Here is a 14,326-nt window from a genome sequence, read left to right on the forward strand (position 1 = left end):
GTGGGGGCCCACCAAAACCCCGTGGGGGGGGGCCCCCCCCCCCCGCCCCCCCCCCCCCCCCCCCCCCGCCCCCGGGGGGGGGGCCCCCCCCCCCCCCCCGGGCCCCCCCCCCACGGCTGTCCGAGGCCGGAGGCGGCGGAGCGACCGACCGGTGCTCTCCTCGAGTCGTGCGGCTAGCGAGGGCGGCGGAACAGGGCCGTCCACAGGAACCCCTGGCCGAACAGCGGGGAGTCGGCCGGCTCCTGCCGCATGGCGCGCAGTTCGATCTCCTCCAGATCGGAGAAGATCCGACGCAGTGACTCGGGGGTGTAGGCAAGGCCGCCGTGCAGCCCGGGCTCGCGGTAGAAGGCCGCGTCGGGGAGCTCGGAGCCCATGCGTCCCGCGGCGAAGCAGGTGAGCGCGAAGTACCCGCCGGGCGCCAGTACACGCTCCAGCAGTGCGAGGTGACTGACGCGGCGGTGCGGTGGCAGGTGGTGGAAGCAGCCGGAGTCGTGGACCAGGTCGTACGGGCCACCCAGCCCGCTCGTGCCGTCGGCCGTCAGGGTGAAGGCGTCCCCGCAGTGGAACCGGACGCCTCCCGCCCGGGCGCCGGCTGCCTCGGGATCCGATCCCGCATCCCGCGCGCGCTCCTCGGCCCAGGCGATCGCGGCGGGCGAGAGATCGACGGCGTCCACGTCGAAGCCGTGCGCGGCGAGGTACAACGCGTTACGGCCGGGCCCGCACCCCAGGTCGAGGGCCCGCCCCGGCGCGATCAGACCGCGCTGCAGGTAGGACGCCAGGTTCTCGTCCGGCTTCGCAGTGAAGAACGGCACCGGTCTGTCCCGTTCGGCATAGAAGCCGTCCCACCAGGCGGCCGCGCCTTCCGTCCATCGGTCGGCCGCCGGCGTGAACAGCCCGTCCAGGAGTCGTAGCACGTCTTCCACCGTGCGGATGCCCCGGTCCATCCGGCCCCCTTTCCCGATGCCCGGAACCTAGCGGCGGGGGCCGCTGGACACCAGGCCGCAGGGGCCGCTGCGAGGGCACCGGCGGGCGGCTGAGCGGGCGACGGAGGGGAGGTGCGGGCACCTCCCCGACGGCCGGCCGGCAGCCCTTCGGATCCCCACAGCGCACCGGCAGGCAGCCTTCCGCGACCGAGCCGGGGGCACTTTTTCGACTTTCCCCCGCTCGTCCGAGAGCCTCCGAGCGGCCGAGGGACCGGTTCAGTCCGGTGTCGCGGCCGGTGCCTCGCGACCGGCCTGGGCCGCATCCGGCTGCGCGGCCGGGCGGCGGCGCCGGCGCAGCAGCAGGCGTCTCGCCGGGCGCTCCACCGTCTCGTACAGGAGCCAGGACAGCCCGAGCGACACCGCGAAGGCGGTCGTGGTGACGGCGATCCCGGCCAGCAGTCCGAAGTGCGGCTTGGTCCCGAGCAACTGGGTGGCGGACCGCAGCACCAGCAGATGGATCATGTAGAAGGCGAACGACAACTCGCCGAGCCGCACCAGCCGCCGGCGCCGCCACAGCGAGGGAAACCCCTGCACGTCCGCGACGGCTGCGGCCGGGATCAGTAGCGTGAACCCGGTGATGGTGCACACGTTGGCGGAGTATCCGGGCGCGACCTGCGGGACGAGGAAGTAGCCGATGATCGCGAGGGCGAGTGAGGCCTCCAGACCGGGCCCGCGCCACCGGCCGAGCAGCACCAGCCGCGCGGTGACCGCGCCGAGGACGAACTCGGGCAGCCGGGCCGCGGGGAACGAGTACAGCGCGTACGTCCACCAGTGGTGGGCGTCCGCCCGGGCCAGCACCAGGACCGCCACTACCGACAGACCGCCCAGCACGGTCGAGCCGCGCGCGCCGAGCCGGCGCAGCAGCAGGATCAGCAGCGGGAAGGAGGCGTAGAAGAACGCCTCGCAGGCGAGGGACCAGCTGACCGGGTTCAGCGTCTGCCACCAGGGGCGCCACCAGGAGTGGAGCAGCAGCACATTGGACAGCGCCTGTTTCGGTGTCGGTCTCGGCTGGTTCGCCAGCGTGTACGCCATGCCCAGGGCGAGGACCGCGGTGACCAGGTGCACCGGGTAGACGCGCGCGATGCGCCGTCTCCAGAAGGCGAGCGCGCGGTCGCCGGGCCGGGCCGACCAGGTCAGTACAAAGCCGGACAGCACGAAGAAGAACGACACACCGGTGGCACCGGCACTGAATCCCCAGGAAACGAGGCGGCCACCGGTGCCTCCGAAGTAGCCGAAGTTGTTCACGTGGAGTCCGAACACCAGCAGTGCCGCCATCCAGCGCAGCCCCGTGAGGGACGGGAGCGAGGGCATGGCGGCGGCTGGGGAGTCCCTGGCGGTCATGTCGCCGGGACGGGTCGGCGTCGTCCGGAACGTCCGGGTCGTCGCCGTTGTCATCGAATCACCTGCCGCAGAGGGTTGGCGTGGAGCATGAAGGGGTACCTTGCCCGTTTACCCCAAGTCCATCACGCCACATGGCAAACATCACACTCGCTGCCGAACGACAGAGCTCTGCGTATGCCACGGACGCCTGGGCCGGGTGCACCCGCACGAGTGACGCCCCACGTACCGCCTTGATCAGCCCGCGGCCAGTTCCTTCGTGATCCGCTCCAGCATGAACGCCGAGGACTCCCGGGCCCGCTCCTCCCAGGCGAACACACAGGCCGTGGCCACGCCGTCGAACCTCAGCTCCCGCAGGGTGCCGAAGAACGCCTCCCCTTCCACCTCGCCCTGGCCGATGTCCAGGTGCTGGTGGATCCGGGCCGGGGTGCCGGGCGGACCCATCTGATGCCGATCGGCCTGACGACCGTGCGCCAGGACGCCCGCCTGATGGCCGAGCACGCGGTCCGCTTCGCCGTACAGCGCCTGGAGGACCCGGAACTGGAGCCCAGGGAGGCTGAGTTGGGCCCGAAGCTGGTCGTGCGGGGGACAAGCGGCCCGCCACCGGCCTGAATCCGGTGACTTGGGCGGTCAAGCCGCCTGCGCGGCAAGGGCCTCGACGAGCTGATCCCGCGTCATCTTCGACCGGCCCGGTACGCCCGCGGCGCTCGCCCGCTCGTACAGCTCCGCCTTGGACAGGGCACCCAGGTCCTCCTTCTTGCCGACGGCCTGCTTCTTGCCGGTGGCCGGTTTTCCGCCGCCCGTGCGGCCCCGGGACCGGCCCTGCTCGACGCTCCGGCTGAGCACCTCCATCAGGTCGATGACGTTGGTGGCCTCCGGCGGCTCCGGTTCGCCGACGACCTCCTCGCCCTTGCGCTTCGCGGCGACGAGCTTCTTGACGCGTTCCTCGTAGGTGTCGTGATAGTCGGTGGGGTCCCAGTCGATGGTGAGGGCGTCGATCAGCTGCTGGGCCGTCCGCAGCTCCTTGCTGTCGCTCTTCGTGCGCCGCTGAGGCAGTTCGGGCACCACGTCGGCGGGATCACGCACCTCGTCGGCCCAGTGCAGGGTGTGCAGCACGAGAACGCCGGGCTGCGCGCGCAACGCGGTCAGATACTCCTTGCCGCGCATGGTGAGCGTGGCGATCCCGGCCTTGTCCGCGCGATCCAGCGCCGCCCGCCTCAGCTCGTACACCTTCACGTACTCCTTGCCACGCGGGCCGACGTAGTACGTGCGGGCGAAGTACACCGGCTCGACCTGGCGCAGGTCGACGAACCCGGCCAGGTCGATCACCTTCGACCGCCTGGGCGCGATCTCCTCCAGCTCCTCCGGTTCCACGACGACGTACTCGCCCTCGTCGATCTCGTAGCCCTTGACGATCTTGTCGGTGTCGACCTCCTTGCCGGTGCGCTCGTTGACCCGCTTGTTGCGGATCCGGTCCGCGGTGCCGCGCTGAAGCTGGTGGAAGTGCACGGTGTGGTCCTCGGTGGCGGTGTACAGCCCCACGGGCAGGGTGACCAGCCCGAAGGTCAGGACACCGGTCCAGATGGGTCTCGCCATGGCCCTTCGCCTCCTCTGATGGGTGGGCCGTCCGTTCCGTCGTGGTGCTGTCCGGTCACCGCCGGTGCGCCCCGCCCGGGGACGCTCGCTCGACCCGGCCGTCAGCCAGTCGCTCGGCCCGGGCCGCGGTCGTCTCGGCGTGGCGCCGGGCCTCCCGTACGGCGCGGTCGGCCTCCCGGACCCGGTCCCGCGCCTCCTGCTCGCCGGCACGGGAACGGCGCTGCTCCTCCTCGGCGTCGCGCAGCCGCACGCGCAGCTCACGCGCCCGCTCCTCCGCCGCGGCCACCCGGTCGCGGGCCTTCTCCGCCTCCCGTCCGGCGGCCTCGGCCTCCGTCTCGCGGGCACGCAGGTCCCGCTCCGCGTCCCGGGCGGCTCTACGGGCCTCGTTGAGACGGCGGCGGTGTGCCAGTTCGTCCTCGGGCTCCTTCGCCCTGCCCCGCTTCCTCTCCGCTCCGCGTCCGCCGGGCTCCCCGCCCTGAGCACGCTTCTTCGCCCTGGTCGCCGCGGGGGCGGCAGGACGGCGGTCGAGGACGCCCTCGTCCGCCTCGGGAAACCCGAACGTGGCGCTGAGCGGCTTCACGAGCCGCCCCGCGGCCCACTCGCGGGCGGCCTCCGGATCGGCGAGAGCGGCGTGCAGGGTCTCCTTGACCTCTCGTTGGACCCCCTCGCCCACGGGACGCCCGGCCTCCGGATCGGCGAGAGCGGCGTGCAGGGTCTCCTCGACCTCTCGTTGGACCCCCTCGCCCACGGGACGCCCGGCCTCCGCCGCCAGCCGCCGCGCCTGCCGCCCGAGCCCGCCGATCACCTCGCCCTGCCGGCGGACGAGCCTGCGCAGCTGCGGACCGTCCAGTTCGCGGTGTGCCCGGCGCAGTTCCTCGCCGAGCTCCAGCAGCGGCTGGACCTCCTCCGGCTGTCGGCGCACGAGCAGATTGCCGACCCATGCGGCCAGACTCGGGCGCCGCAACGCGCCGATCTCCTTGGCGAGGGCCTGATCACCGGCCTTGCGGGCGTCCAGGGCGCGGCGGTCACGGGCGGCGACGAACTCCTCCGGCCGCAGCCCGTAGAGCTCGTCGGCGACGGTGTCCAGGTCCACCGGCGTCCCTCTCGACGGCAACTGGTGACGTGGTTCGAGTTTCTCGGTCCAGGGTGCTTATGTGCTATATAGGGGGTTTCATCCGGGTTAGTGATCATTTCAAACTCTTCGGCCTCGCTGCGTAGACCGGCGGCGGGCTGCGCCACCACGGGGTCGTGTACACCGTGGGCGCGGGGGAGACCCCGGGTACGGCGTTCAGCGCGACGCGGATGCCATCTGGCCGAGACCGGCCGGTTCGCGGAGCGGCTGCGCCGGCGCGGGGCGGCCGTGGAGCTCGTGTGGGCTGCGAGTTCCGGCTGCCCGTGCCCGGGATCCGCCATCGGTGGTGGGGCAGGCCGCCGGCCGTCGCGAGCTACGCCATCACCAAGACCATCAGGGACCGCCCGGACGACCCCGGCTCCGGCCGGCACTGGGAGCCCAAGGAGGCCCTTCCACGCCGGCGGATGTACGGCGCGGCTTGCGCGGATTCCGGCTCACCCGTTCGGAGGACCGTCCGGCTTGGCGCGCCGTCGTCGCTGATTCCGGGCCACATGATGCGGGCATGCTCCCGACCTGCCCCACGCCCCGCCCAACGGCGCGCCCGCCGCGCAGGGCGGCGTCGGGTGCGTGTGGGGCGGGGTCATGCGAAGGCAAAGGTGAGCGCAGATGCCCGGGCGGGCGCCGAGGCGGACGCGGAGGTGAACGGCGGCCGCCGGGACGCGACCAAAATTGCATCGCTCGTTTTCTTGAATCACTCGTGTTTATGAGGGTAGGTTCGCCCTCATGACCGCCTCCCCGACCCCGACCACCGCCGAGGAGCTCCGCGGTGCCGGCCTGCGCGTGACGGCAGCCCGCGTCGCGCTGCTGGAGACCGTCCGGGCGGGCGACCACCTCGGCGTCGAGGCGATCGCCTCCGGGGTACGCGACCGCGTGGGCCATATCTCCCTGCAGGCCGTCTACGAGGCCCTTCACGCCCTCACCACGGCGGGTCTGGTCCGCCGTATCGAGCCGGCCGGTCACCCGGCCCGGTACGAGGGACGCGTGGGGGACAACCACCACCACATCGTGTGCCGGTCCTGCGGTGCCGTCGTCGACGTCGACTGCGCGGTCGGCGACGCGCCCTGCCTGACCGCATCCGACGACCGCGGCTTCGCCATCGACGAGGCCGAGGTCGTCTACTGGGGCATCTGCCCCGACTGCTCCACCGGCCGCAGTTCCTGAGCACCGAGTTCCGCACAGTTCGGAAGGATTGCCATGACTGAGAACCACGACGCGATCGTCACAGACGCGAAGGCGGAGGGGGCGAGCGGCGGCTGCCCCGTCGCCCATGACCGGGCCCTGCATCCCACCCAGGGCGGTGGCAACCGCCAGTGGTGGCCGGAGCGGCTCAACCTGAAGATCCTTGCCAAGAACCCGCCGGTGACGAACCCGCTGGGCGAGGAGTTCGATTACGCCGAGGCGTTCAAGAGCCTCGACCTTCCCGCCGTGAAGCGGGACATCGCCGAGGTGCTCACCACCTCCCAGGACTGGTGGCCCGCCGACTTCGGCCACTACGGCCCGCTGATCATCCGTATGGCCTGGCACAGCGCGGGCACCTACCGCGTCAGCGACGGCCGCGGCGGCGCCGGCGCCGGCCAGCAGCGGTTCGCCCCGCTGAACAGCTGGCCGGACAACGTCAACCTGGACAAGGCCCGCCGCCTGCTGTGGCCGGTGAAGAAGAAGTACGGCCAGAAGATCTCCTGGGCCGACCTGATGATCCTCGCCGGCAACGTGGCGCTGGAGACCATGGGCTTCGACACCTTCGGCTTCGGCGGCGGTCGCGCGGACGTCTGGGAGCCGGAGGAGGACGTCTACTGGGGTCCCGAGACCACCTGGCTGGACGACAAGCGCTACACCGGCGACCGTGAGCTGGAGAACCCGCTCGGCGCCGTACAGATGGGCCTCATCTACGTCAACCCCGAGGGCCCGAACGGCAACCCGGACCCGCTGGCCGCGGCCCGCGACATCCGTGAGACCTTCCGCCGCATGGCCATGAACGACGAGGAGACCGTCGCCCTCATCGCCGGTGGCCACACCTTCGGCAAGACCCACGGCGCCGGCCCCGCCGACGCGGTCGGTGCCGACCCCGAGGCCGCCGGCTTCGAGGAGCAGGGACTCGGCTGGAAGAGCACCTACGGCACCGGCAAGGGCGCGGACGCCATCACCTCCGGCCTCGAAGTGACCTGGACCGCCACGCCGACCCAGTGGGACAACGGCTTCTTCGACATCCTCTTCGGCTACGAGTGGGAACTGACCGAGTCCCCGGCCGGCGCCAAGCAGTGGGTGGCCAAGGACGCCGAGGCGATCGTCCCCGACCCGCAGGACCCGTCGAAGAAGCGCCTGCCCACCATGCTCACCACCGACCTGTCGCTGCGCTTCGACCCGATCTACGAGCCGATCTCCCGCCGGTTCCACGAGAACCCGCAGGAGTTCGCCGACGCCTTCGCCCGCGCCTGGTACAAGCTCACCCACCGTGACATGGGCCCGAAGTCGCTGTACCTCGGCCCGGAGGTCCCGGAGGAGACCCTGATCTGGCAGGACCCGCTGCCGCAGCGCGAGGGCGAGCTGATCGACGACGCCGACATCGCGGCCCTGAAGACCAAGCTGCTCGATTCCGGTCTGTCCGTCGCGCAGCTGGTCACCACCGCCTGGGCGTCCGCCTCCACCTTCCGTGGCAGCGACAAGCGCGGCGGTGCCAACGGCGCCCGCATCCGGCTGCAGCCGCAGCGCGGCTGGGAGGTCAACGAGCCCGACGAGCTGGCCCAGGTGCTGCGCACCCTCGAGGGCGTCCAGCAGAACTTCAACGCCTCCTCCGGCGCCAAGAAGGTCTCCCTGGCCGACCTGATCGTCCTCGGTGGTGTCGCCGCGGTCGAGAAGGCTGCCAAGGAAGGCGGCTTCGAGGTGCGGGTGCCCTTCACCCCGGGCCGTGTGGACGCGACCGAGGAGCACACCGACGCCGAGTCCTTCGAGGCGCTGGAGCCGACCGCGGACGGCTTCCGCAACTACCTCGGCAAGGGCAACCGCCTGCCGGCCGAGTACCTGCTGCTCGACAGGGCGAACCTGCTGACCCTCAGCGCCCCCGAGATGACGGTGCTCGTCGGTGGTCTGCGCGTCCTCGGCGCCAACCACCAGCAGTCCCAGCTCGGCGTCCTCACCAAGACGCCCGGCGTCCTCACCAACGACTTCTTCGTCAACCTGCTCGACATGGGCACGACCTGGAAGTCGACCTCCGAGGACCAGACCACGTTCGAGGGCCGTGACGCCGTCACGGGCGAGCTGAAGTGGGCCGGCAGCCGTGCCGACCTGGTCTTCGGCTCCAACTCCGAGCTGCGCGCCCTCGCCGAGGTCTACGCCTCCGACGACGCGAAGGAGAAGTTCGTGACGGACTTCGTCGCCGCGTGGGACAAGGTCATGAACCTGGACCGGTTCGACCTGGTCTGAGTACGACTGTGAGGGCGTCCGGCCCGGTCCGCGCGGGCCGGGCCGGACGCCCTCGTCGTGCGAGCGGAGGCCGGTCCCGCTGCCACCGGAAAGTCACAGGAGATCCACAACCGTCACAGACGGGCCACAGCGGAAACCCGGAGCCTCCCGGCTCTGTCTCCCCCGGCGAGCACCGGCACGGAGCCGGTCGAACCAGGCACACCGGAATCGGGGGACCTCATGCACCACCGCAACACCATCCGCCTCGCCGCGTCGGCGACGGCCGTGATCGCCGCCGCACTGACACTGACGGCCTGCGGGCCGGGCGACGGCGACGGGTCGGCGAAGGCCTCCTCCCCGACCCCGGCCTCCGCCAGCCCCTCCCGCACCACCCCCGCCACCGCGAGCCCCGCCGGCACGGCGCCGTCGGCCTCGGGTGCCTCCGGCGGCGGCACGACGACGGCCTCGGGCACCCCGGCCTCTCCGGCGTCCGCCACCTCGGCCGGTACGGCGCCGGCGTGCTCGGTGTCGGCCGTGCAGGCGAAGGCCTACCAGGCGGCCAACCGTCCGGACGGCACCGGCACGGGCGCGGCGATAGTCGAGTTCACCAACGTCTCCGGGCACGCGTGCGTCCTGCGGGGGCACCCGTCGGTGGCCGGAGCGGGCAACGGTTCCCCCGAGCACAACCTCCCCCTGAAGGTGACCCCCACGGGCACCGCCTTCCCCGTACGCCTTGCGCCGGGCGGCAGGGCGTGGGTGAAGCTGACCTTCCACCAGGTCCAGGGCGAGGGCGACGGCTACTGCAAGTCCGGAGCGAAGCCCGCCGTCTTCCCGACACTCGTGGTCGGTCTGCCCGGCGCCGGCGCGCACCAAGTCGCCCTGACCGACGGCGAGTTCGCCGAGTGCGACAACACCGTCACCGCGACCGCGGTCTCGGCGGCGAAGCCTTCCTGACCGGCGGGTGACGAGTGGGGCGGCCGGGGCGCAGACGCCGGCCCGGACCGCCCACCGTCAGGCACCGAGGAGGGGCAGCGCCCCGCACGGGGCGCGGGGAACTGCGCGGGCAACCACGACGTACCCGCGGACGCCCGACGACCGAAGGCGCTGCCGCGAACGGCCCCTTCACCCCCGCAGCGCTTCGAAAGCCTCCCGCCCCGCAACCCCGATCGCAAGGTCGATGTCCGGAGCGAGCCCCGCCCGACGTCCGGCAATCGTGAGCGCCGCCATGGCCACCCGGTGGCCGGACTCCGCCTCCACCACACCTATCTCGTGCCGCAGATGCAGAAACGTCCCGGTCTTGCCGCTCCACCGCAGCGAGTCCGCCCGCAGTTCGCTCGCCAGCCGGTGCGTGAAGACCTGCAGGCCCATCAGCCGGCGCAGCTCCGCCGTAGCCGCCGACGTGGAGACCTCGTCGCACCACACCCGTTGCAGCAGCTCGACGAGCGCCGCGGCCGACCCGGAGTTGGCGTACGCCGGATCCAGGGTCGCGATGGTGTGCCGGCCGGACCGCTCGTCCCGGAGGGCCAGTTCCAGCGCGAGCGAGAAGTCGTTGCCGGCGGCACCGGCGGCGCACTCGTACATGTGGTTCATCCGGTGCCGCATCCGGATCTCCCCGCACCCCCAGGCGCGCAGCCGCTCGTCCACCTCCGCCACCGGCACCAGGTCGAGCAGGGCGTCCGCCGCGGCGTTGTCGCTCACCGACAGCATGAGCAGGAGCAGATCGCCGACGGCCACGCCGGCCGGGTACCGGAACGCCGCGAGCCCGGTGGGACCGACGCTGCTGCGCGCCGGATCGACCGTCACCGGTTGCGCCGGATCGAGCTCGCCGTTCGCGATCCGGTCCAGCACGACGAGTGCGACGGGGACCTTCACGACCGACGCGAGCGGCATCGACTCATCGACGCCGAAGCCGAGTTGCTCACCGGTGTCGAGGTTCCGGGCGAGGAAGGAACCGTGCACGCCGAGGGCGGCCCAGTCCGCGGCAATCGCCTCGGCGACGTCCAACAGGGCGCCGTCGTCCCCGACGTATACCGGGCGGTGCACCGGCAGCGCGCTCATCCGCGGGCCGCCAGCCGTGCCGATGCCTCCGCGGCGCCGCTCCCGGAGGGTGCCGAGCCGGAAGCGCGGGTGACGGCCCCCACGGCCGACGCCAGCAGCGGGGCCAGCCAGTCCGGCACATCCGCCGAGCCGTTCCGGACATGGCCCGCGTTCACGTCGTACCCCCGGTGCAGTGACCGGTCGCCCAGCGGCGTCCAGCGTGCCCCGTGCTGCCGGGCCAAGGGCTCGGCGCACAGCAGCAACGCCCGCCCGGCCAGGGTCTCGGCCAGTGCGGTGGCCGCGGGCCCGGCCGGCCGGAACCGGTCCGGAGGCAGCCCGGCCCGGGCCACGGCGCGCTCCAGACGGTCCTCGTAGGACGGCACCTGGTCCTCCGGCAGGGTCAACACCGGCAGGCGAGCGGCGCGTTCGGCGCCACGACCGCGGCGGGGCCGCAGATCCTCCAGGTGGACGGCGCGCCGCCCGCCTCCGTACTCCGGGCCCCCTCCGTCCGCCACCCCCGGCTCCGGCGCCGACGCCAGGCCCAGCGGCACCCGGAAGGTGCCCCGCTCCGGCGGAACCCGCACGAGCGCGTAGGAGAGCGAGCCGTCGGCCAGTCCGGAAGCCCTTTCCCCGGGCGGCAGTTCCCGCATGCCGAAGGTGATCCCGCGCCCGGCGCCGGCGCGGATCACGCGTGCCAGCGCCGCCGGGGCGCAGTGCGCGGGCACCCCGACGGCTCGCACGCGTGCCCGTCCGGCCGTACCGGCGACCTGCCGCAGCCGCTGGGCCCGGTCCAGCACGTCACGCGCGTACGGCAGGAGCAGCGCGCCCAGCTCCGTGATCGTGATCTGGCGCCGTGAACGGTCGAACAGCGGCCCGCCGAAGTGCTCCTCCAGTGTCTTGATACGGCGGCTGAGCAGCGGCTGGGCGATGTCCAGCCGGTCCGCAGCGCGGGAGAAGCTCCGCTCGTCGGCCGTCGCGACATACGCCTCGAGATGCGCGAGGAGATCCACCCTGCACTCATATCAATAAGGCATCCGAGGCGTCCACGCTGATCGCCGAGCCGGGGCGCGCAAGCAGCGGTGTCTGGGGATTCCGGCCGTGGCCGTCGGGTGGTGCAGGCGTCCTCGAAGCTGGTGCCGGAGCCGGGCTTCAAGGCGGTCTTGCACTGTGCGCGTTCTTGAAGGCCTCTTGTCCTCATGGCGGGCGGTGATGTGACCGCAGGCCCGTGTCGCGGGCGCATGATGACCTATTTGATCGCATCCTTCGGAATCTTGCCCGTGTGTGATCAAGGCTCTTACGCTGGCTGTCAATACGTTTACCTCGACCACGCACGGAGAGGTTGCGCCACGGGGATGTCTCTCGAACCGGCCAGGGAAGCAATCGGAATCGACGCTCGCTACTCGTGGAAAATTCCACTCGACAGATCACGTGCTTCTCGGCTGCCCTTCCAGTCGGTGTGGTACATCGCGCTTCCGCTGACTTCGGCGCATCGCGGAAGTCATTCCGGGGGAGGTGCGCAGATTGCCGGGGCGGGCGGTCAGGAGAAATATCTCAACGAGGGAACCGTCTATCCTCATTCCTCGCTCGTGGAAATGGTCACGTATCATGAACTTTGCTTCCCCGATGTGCCGTGGCGCTATATCGACATGAGCCACATCGGATGGGAGGTGATACGTGAGCAGATCCGCGAGAACCCGCCGGACGTGGCGGCCTTCTCCGTCTACACTGCCACCGCTCCCTGGGCGTTCATCGTCGCGGCCGAGATCAAGCGGGTGAATCCCGACGCGGTCATCGTCTTCGGGAACGACCATGCGGCCATCCTGTACGAGGAGGTGCTCACCGGCCGGTACGGGAGCCGTCTCGTCGACTTCGTGGGCACCGGGAACAACGGGCCGTTCACGATGATGGGCCTGCTGTACGCGCTGAGCGGGGAACTGGAGGAGGAACGGGTACCGTCCTTGGCCTATCGGCGGGGCGGGGCCGTAGTCCATCAGAGCGCCCCCACCTATCCACTGAACCGTCGTCGGCTGCCGGACTACTCCCTGATCGCCGATCAACTGGTGGAGCACTACGACAAGGCGTTCAAAACCTGGTACGCGGGCCACTACGACCTCCAGCGCATGATCACGATGGCCATCGACGGCGGTTGTCACTGGGGGGAGTCGCCGCGGCGTCGGTGCAAGCACTGCTCGATCCAGGGGTTGACGCCGAAGACGGCCGCGATCGGGACAATCGTTTCCGCCCTGGAGCACGCTGTCGGATCCCTCGGGGCCAACGTGTATGCCGCCGGCGACTCCACCCTGGGATTCTCTCGAGGCCAGTGGCAGGGCCAATTCTCCCTGCTCGACGACCTGGCAGAGGCCTGCGCCGCCTCCCCGGTGCTGAGGGACCGGCGATTCATGCTCGCCTACGGTCTTGTCTACGAGTTCCTGCAGTCGGCGAAGCTCTGCCAGGGATTCGTCCGTACCTGGAACGTCGGACTCGAGGCGTTCGACCCGAAATTGCTCAAGGAGAACTCGAAGGGCATCAACAAGGGGCCCGATCGCATCTACGAGGCACTGGAGCTCGCTCGTGACCTCGACTACCGGCTGTATGTGTCCGGAATCCTCGGACTGCCGGGGACGGACACCGCCAAACTGCGTTCCGAAGTCGACAACTGGCTGGCTCTGGCCGAGCAGTACCAGGACATCATCACCACCGTGTCCGTCGCCGCTCCGGCCGTCGTTCCCGGTTCCCGGATGTACTGGGAGGCCTACAACTCCCGTCCTGAGGTGCGTTCCTGGCACGGAGAGATCCTGCCGTCCAGGAAGCTGACCGATCTGTATCTGCGCAGCAACACGGAGGTACGGCTCCCTGACGTCGAAGCGGCGCTGACGGACCTGGGCCGAGGCGTCATCCGGATGGGTGAGGCGGGCAGTGGGATGAAGTTCGGCGGCTACATGCTCGGCGGCACGGATCAGGAAGAGCGACAGGAACAGGATCTCCTCGACGCCCTGTGCCGACAGTTGTGAGCCGAATCGTGGCCTTAGAAGTCGTCTCATTTGGTGAGTCTGCGGTAGCAGATGAGGCTGCAGGCGATGGCGGTGAAGGCGAGGAAGTGTTCGGCCTTGCGCTCGTAGCGGCGGTGCAGGCGGCGGCAGCCGGCGAGCCAGGACATCGTGCGCTCGATCGTCCAGCGGTGCCGGCCCAGTCGGGTGGAGGACTCGATGCCTCTGCGGGCGATGCGGTGCCGGATGCCTCGCCCGCGGAGCCATCGACGCAGGTCGTCGTAGTCGTACCCCTTGTCCGCATGCAGCTTGGCGGGCCGTCGTCGGCGTGGCCCACGGCGGGAGCGGATCGGCGGGATGCCGCGAACGAGTGGCTTGAGTGCCTGGCTGTCGTGCAGGTTCGCGCCGGAGATGCCGATGGAGAGGGGTAAACCGGTCCGTTCGGCGATCAAGTGGATCTTCGAGCCGTACTTGCCCCGGTCCACAGGATTCGGACCTGTCAGATCCCCCTTTTCAGGGCCCGCATGTTCACCGAGTCGATCGCACACCGGGACCAGTCCAACTCGCCACGGGAGCCGAGCTCGTCGAGGACCAGGCGGTGGAGCTTGGCCCACACCCTGGCTTTCGTCCACTCGGAGAAACGCCGGTGGCCGGTCGCCCCCGACGGCCCGAACGACGCTGACGGCAACTGCTGCCACGTGCAGCCTGACGTGGCCACGAACACGATCGCAGCCAACACCTCCCGGTCACCATGCCGACGCCGTCCATCACCCTGAGGTCGCGAGGGAGCCTCAGGCACCACTCGCTGGAACAGCTCCCACAACTCGTCCGGCACCAGCCGCTCAACGATCCCC

General features: G+C 71.0%; 11 protein-coding genes and 3 pseudogenes. 6 read left to right on the plus strand and 8 right to left on the minus strand.

Annotation, left to right across the window (positions count from 1 at the left end; genetic code table 11):
• Positions 1–173 precede the first annotated feature (173 nt).
• The 3 genes and pseudogenes from ACFYOH_RS15245 to ACFYOH_RS15255 all read right to left on the minus strand — a co-directional run.
• Complete coding sequence (locus ACFYOH_RS15245) at positions 174–944, minus strand: class I SAM-dependent methyltransferase (RefSeq protein WP_388625730.1); 771 nt, start codon at positions 942–944, stop codon at positions 174–176.
• Between the two features lie 255 nt (positions 945–1,199).
• The gene (locus ACFYOH_RS15250; RefSeq protein ID WP_388625733.1) at positions 1,200–2,378 is read right to left on the minus strand and encodes an acyltransferase family protein; all 1,179 of its coding nucleotides are present in this window, start codon (positions 2,376–2,378) and stop codon (positions 1,200–1,202) included.
• Positions 2,379–2,558: 180 nt separating this feature from the next.
• Positions 2,559–2,765 (minus strand): annotated as a pseudogene (locus ACFYOH_RS15255) (sugar phosphate isomerase/epimerase); the annotation flags it as partial.
• Here ACFYOH_RS15255 and ACFYOH_RS15260 point away from each other — a divergent pair.
• A pseudogene (locus ACFYOH_RS15260) lies at positions 2,760–2,933 on the plus strand (substrate-binding domain-containing protein); the annotation flags it as partial. The pseudogenes ACFYOH_RS15255 and ACFYOH_RS15260 overlap by 6 nt on opposite strands.
• Before the next feature lie 18 nt (positions 2,934–2,951).
• On the opposite strand, the gene ACFYOH_RS15265 reads toward ACFYOH_RS15260, so the two are convergent.
• Complete coding sequence (locus tag ACFYOH_RS15265) at positions 2,952–3,917, minus strand: Ku protein (protein ID WP_388625735.1); 966 nt, start codon at positions 3,915–3,917, stop codon at positions 2,952–2,954.
• A gap of 55 nt (positions 3,918–3,972) precedes the next feature.
• A complete protein-coding gene (locus tag ACFYOH_RS15270; RefSeq protein ID WP_388625738.1) occupies positions 3,973–5,010 on the minus strand; it encodes a hypothetical protein in 1,038 nt (345 codons plus the stop codon).
• 134 nt (positions 5,011–5,144) lie between these two features.
• Here ACFYOH_RS15270 and ACFYOH_RS15275 point away from each other — a divergent pair.
• The 4 genes and pseudogenes from ACFYOH_RS15275 to ACFYOH_RS15290 form a co-directional block, all read left to right on the plus strand.
• Positions 5,145–5,324 (plus strand): annotated as a pseudogene (locus tag ACFYOH_RS15275) (abortive phage infection protein); the annotation flags it as partial.
• Between the two features lie 448 nt (positions 5,325–5,772).
• Positions 5,773–6,210 carry a Fur family transcriptional regulator gene (locus ACFYOH_RS15280; protein WP_388625740.1) on the plus strand — a complete coding sequence of 146 codons (438 nt, stop codon included), beginning with the start codon at positions 5,773–5,775 and terminating at the stop codon, positions 6,208–6,210.
• Positions 6,211–6,243: 33 nt separating this feature from the next.
• On the plus strand, positions 6,244–8,469 hold the full coding sequence (gene katG / locus ACFYOH_RS15285) for a catalase/peroxidase HPI (RefSeq protein ID WP_388625743.1): 2,226 nt from the start codon (positions 6,244–6,246) through the stop codon (positions 8,467–8,469).
• Between the two features lie 219 nt (positions 8,470–8,688).
• Positions 8,689–9,402, plus strand: a complete 714-nt coding sequence (locus ACFYOH_RS15290) for a DUF4232 domain-containing protein (RefSeq protein WP_388625746.1) — start codon at positions 8,689–8,691, stop codon at positions 9,400–9,402.
• A 168-nt stretch (positions 9,403–9,570) separates the two neighbouring features.
• Here ACFYOH_RS15290 and ACFYOH_RS15295 read toward each other — a convergent pair whose 3' ends face one another.
• Both ACFYOH_RS15295 and ACFYOH_RS15300 read right to left on the minus strand, forming a co-directional pair.
• Positions 9,571–10,506 (minus strand): serine hydrolase, encoded by a 936-nt coding sequence (locus ACFYOH_RS15295; RefSeq protein ID WP_388625749.1) that lies wholly within the window; start codon positions 10,504–10,506, stop codon positions 9,571–9,573.
• On the minus strand, positions 10,503–11,495 hold the full coding sequence (locus ACFYOH_RS15300) for a LysR family transcriptional regulator (protein ID WP_388625751.1): 993 nt from the start codon (positions 11,493–11,495) through the stop codon (positions 10,503–10,505). Before ACFYOH_RS15300 ends, ACFYOH_RS15295 begins: the two co-directional genes overlap by 4 nt.
• A gap of 342 nt (positions 11,496–11,837) precedes the next feature.
• Between ACFYOH_RS15300 and ACFYOH_RS15305 the strand changes: the two genes are divergently transcribed.
• Positions 11,838–13,496, plus strand: coding sequence for a B12-binding domain-containing radical SAM protein (locus ACFYOH_RS15305; protein ID WP_388625754.1), 1,659 nt, complete (start codon positions 11,838–11,840; stop codon positions 13,494–13,496).
• 26 nt (positions 13,497–13,522) lie between these two features.
• Here the strand turns inward: ACFYOH_RS15305 and ACFYOH_RS15310 are convergent.
• Positions 13,523–14,322, minus strand: a protein-coding gene (locus ACFYOH_RS15310; protein ID WP_388625978.1) for an IS5 family transposase whose coding sequence is annotated in 2 segments (ribosomal slippage) — positions 13,523–13,984 and positions 13,987–14,322 — 798 coding nt in all. Because the reading frame shifts where the segments join, the coding sequence is not laid out codon by codon here.
• Positions 14,323–14,326: the final 4 nt, after the last annotated feature.

The sequence above is a fragment of the Streptomyces sp. NPDC007856 genome (genome assembly GCF_042868225.1).
GTDB lineage: Bacteria > Actinomycetota > Actinomycetes > Streptomycetales > Streptomycetaceae > Streptomyces.

Bases quoted from the DNA above. Each gene is read 5' to 3' on its own strand.
- ACFYOH_RS15245 (WP_388625730.1), bottom strand. From the start codon at position 944: ATGGACCGGGGCATCCGCACGGTGGAAGACGTGCTACGACTCCTGGAC.
- ACFYOH_RS15250 (WP_388625733.1), bottom strand. From the start codon at position 2,378: ATGACAACGGCGACGACCCGGACGTTCCGGACGACGCCGACCCGTCCC.
- ACFYOH_RS15265 (WP_388625735.1), bottom strand. From the start codon at position 3,917: ATGGCGAGACCCATCTGGACCGGTGTCCTGACCTTCGGGCTGGTCACC.
- ACFYOH_RS15280 (WP_388625740.1), top strand. From the start codon at position 5,773: ATGACCGCCTCCCCGACCCCGACCACCGCCGAGGAGCTCCGCGGTGCC.
- katG (WP_388625743.1), top strand. From the start codon at position 6,244: ATGACTGAGAACCACGACGCGATCGTCACAGACGCGAAGGCGGAGGGG.
- ACFYOH_RS15290 (WP_388625746.1), top strand. From the start codon at position 8,689: ATGCACCACCGCAACACCATCCGCCTCGCCGCGTCGGCGACGGCCGTG.
- ACFYOH_RS15295 (WP_388625749.1), bottom strand. From the start codon at position 10,506: ATGAGCGCGCTGCCGGTGCACCGCCCGGTATACGTCGGGGACGACGGC.
- ACFYOH_RS15305 (WP_388625754.1), top strand. From the start codon at position 11,838: ATGTCTCTCGAACCGGCCAGGGAAGCAATCGGAATCGACGCTCGCTAC.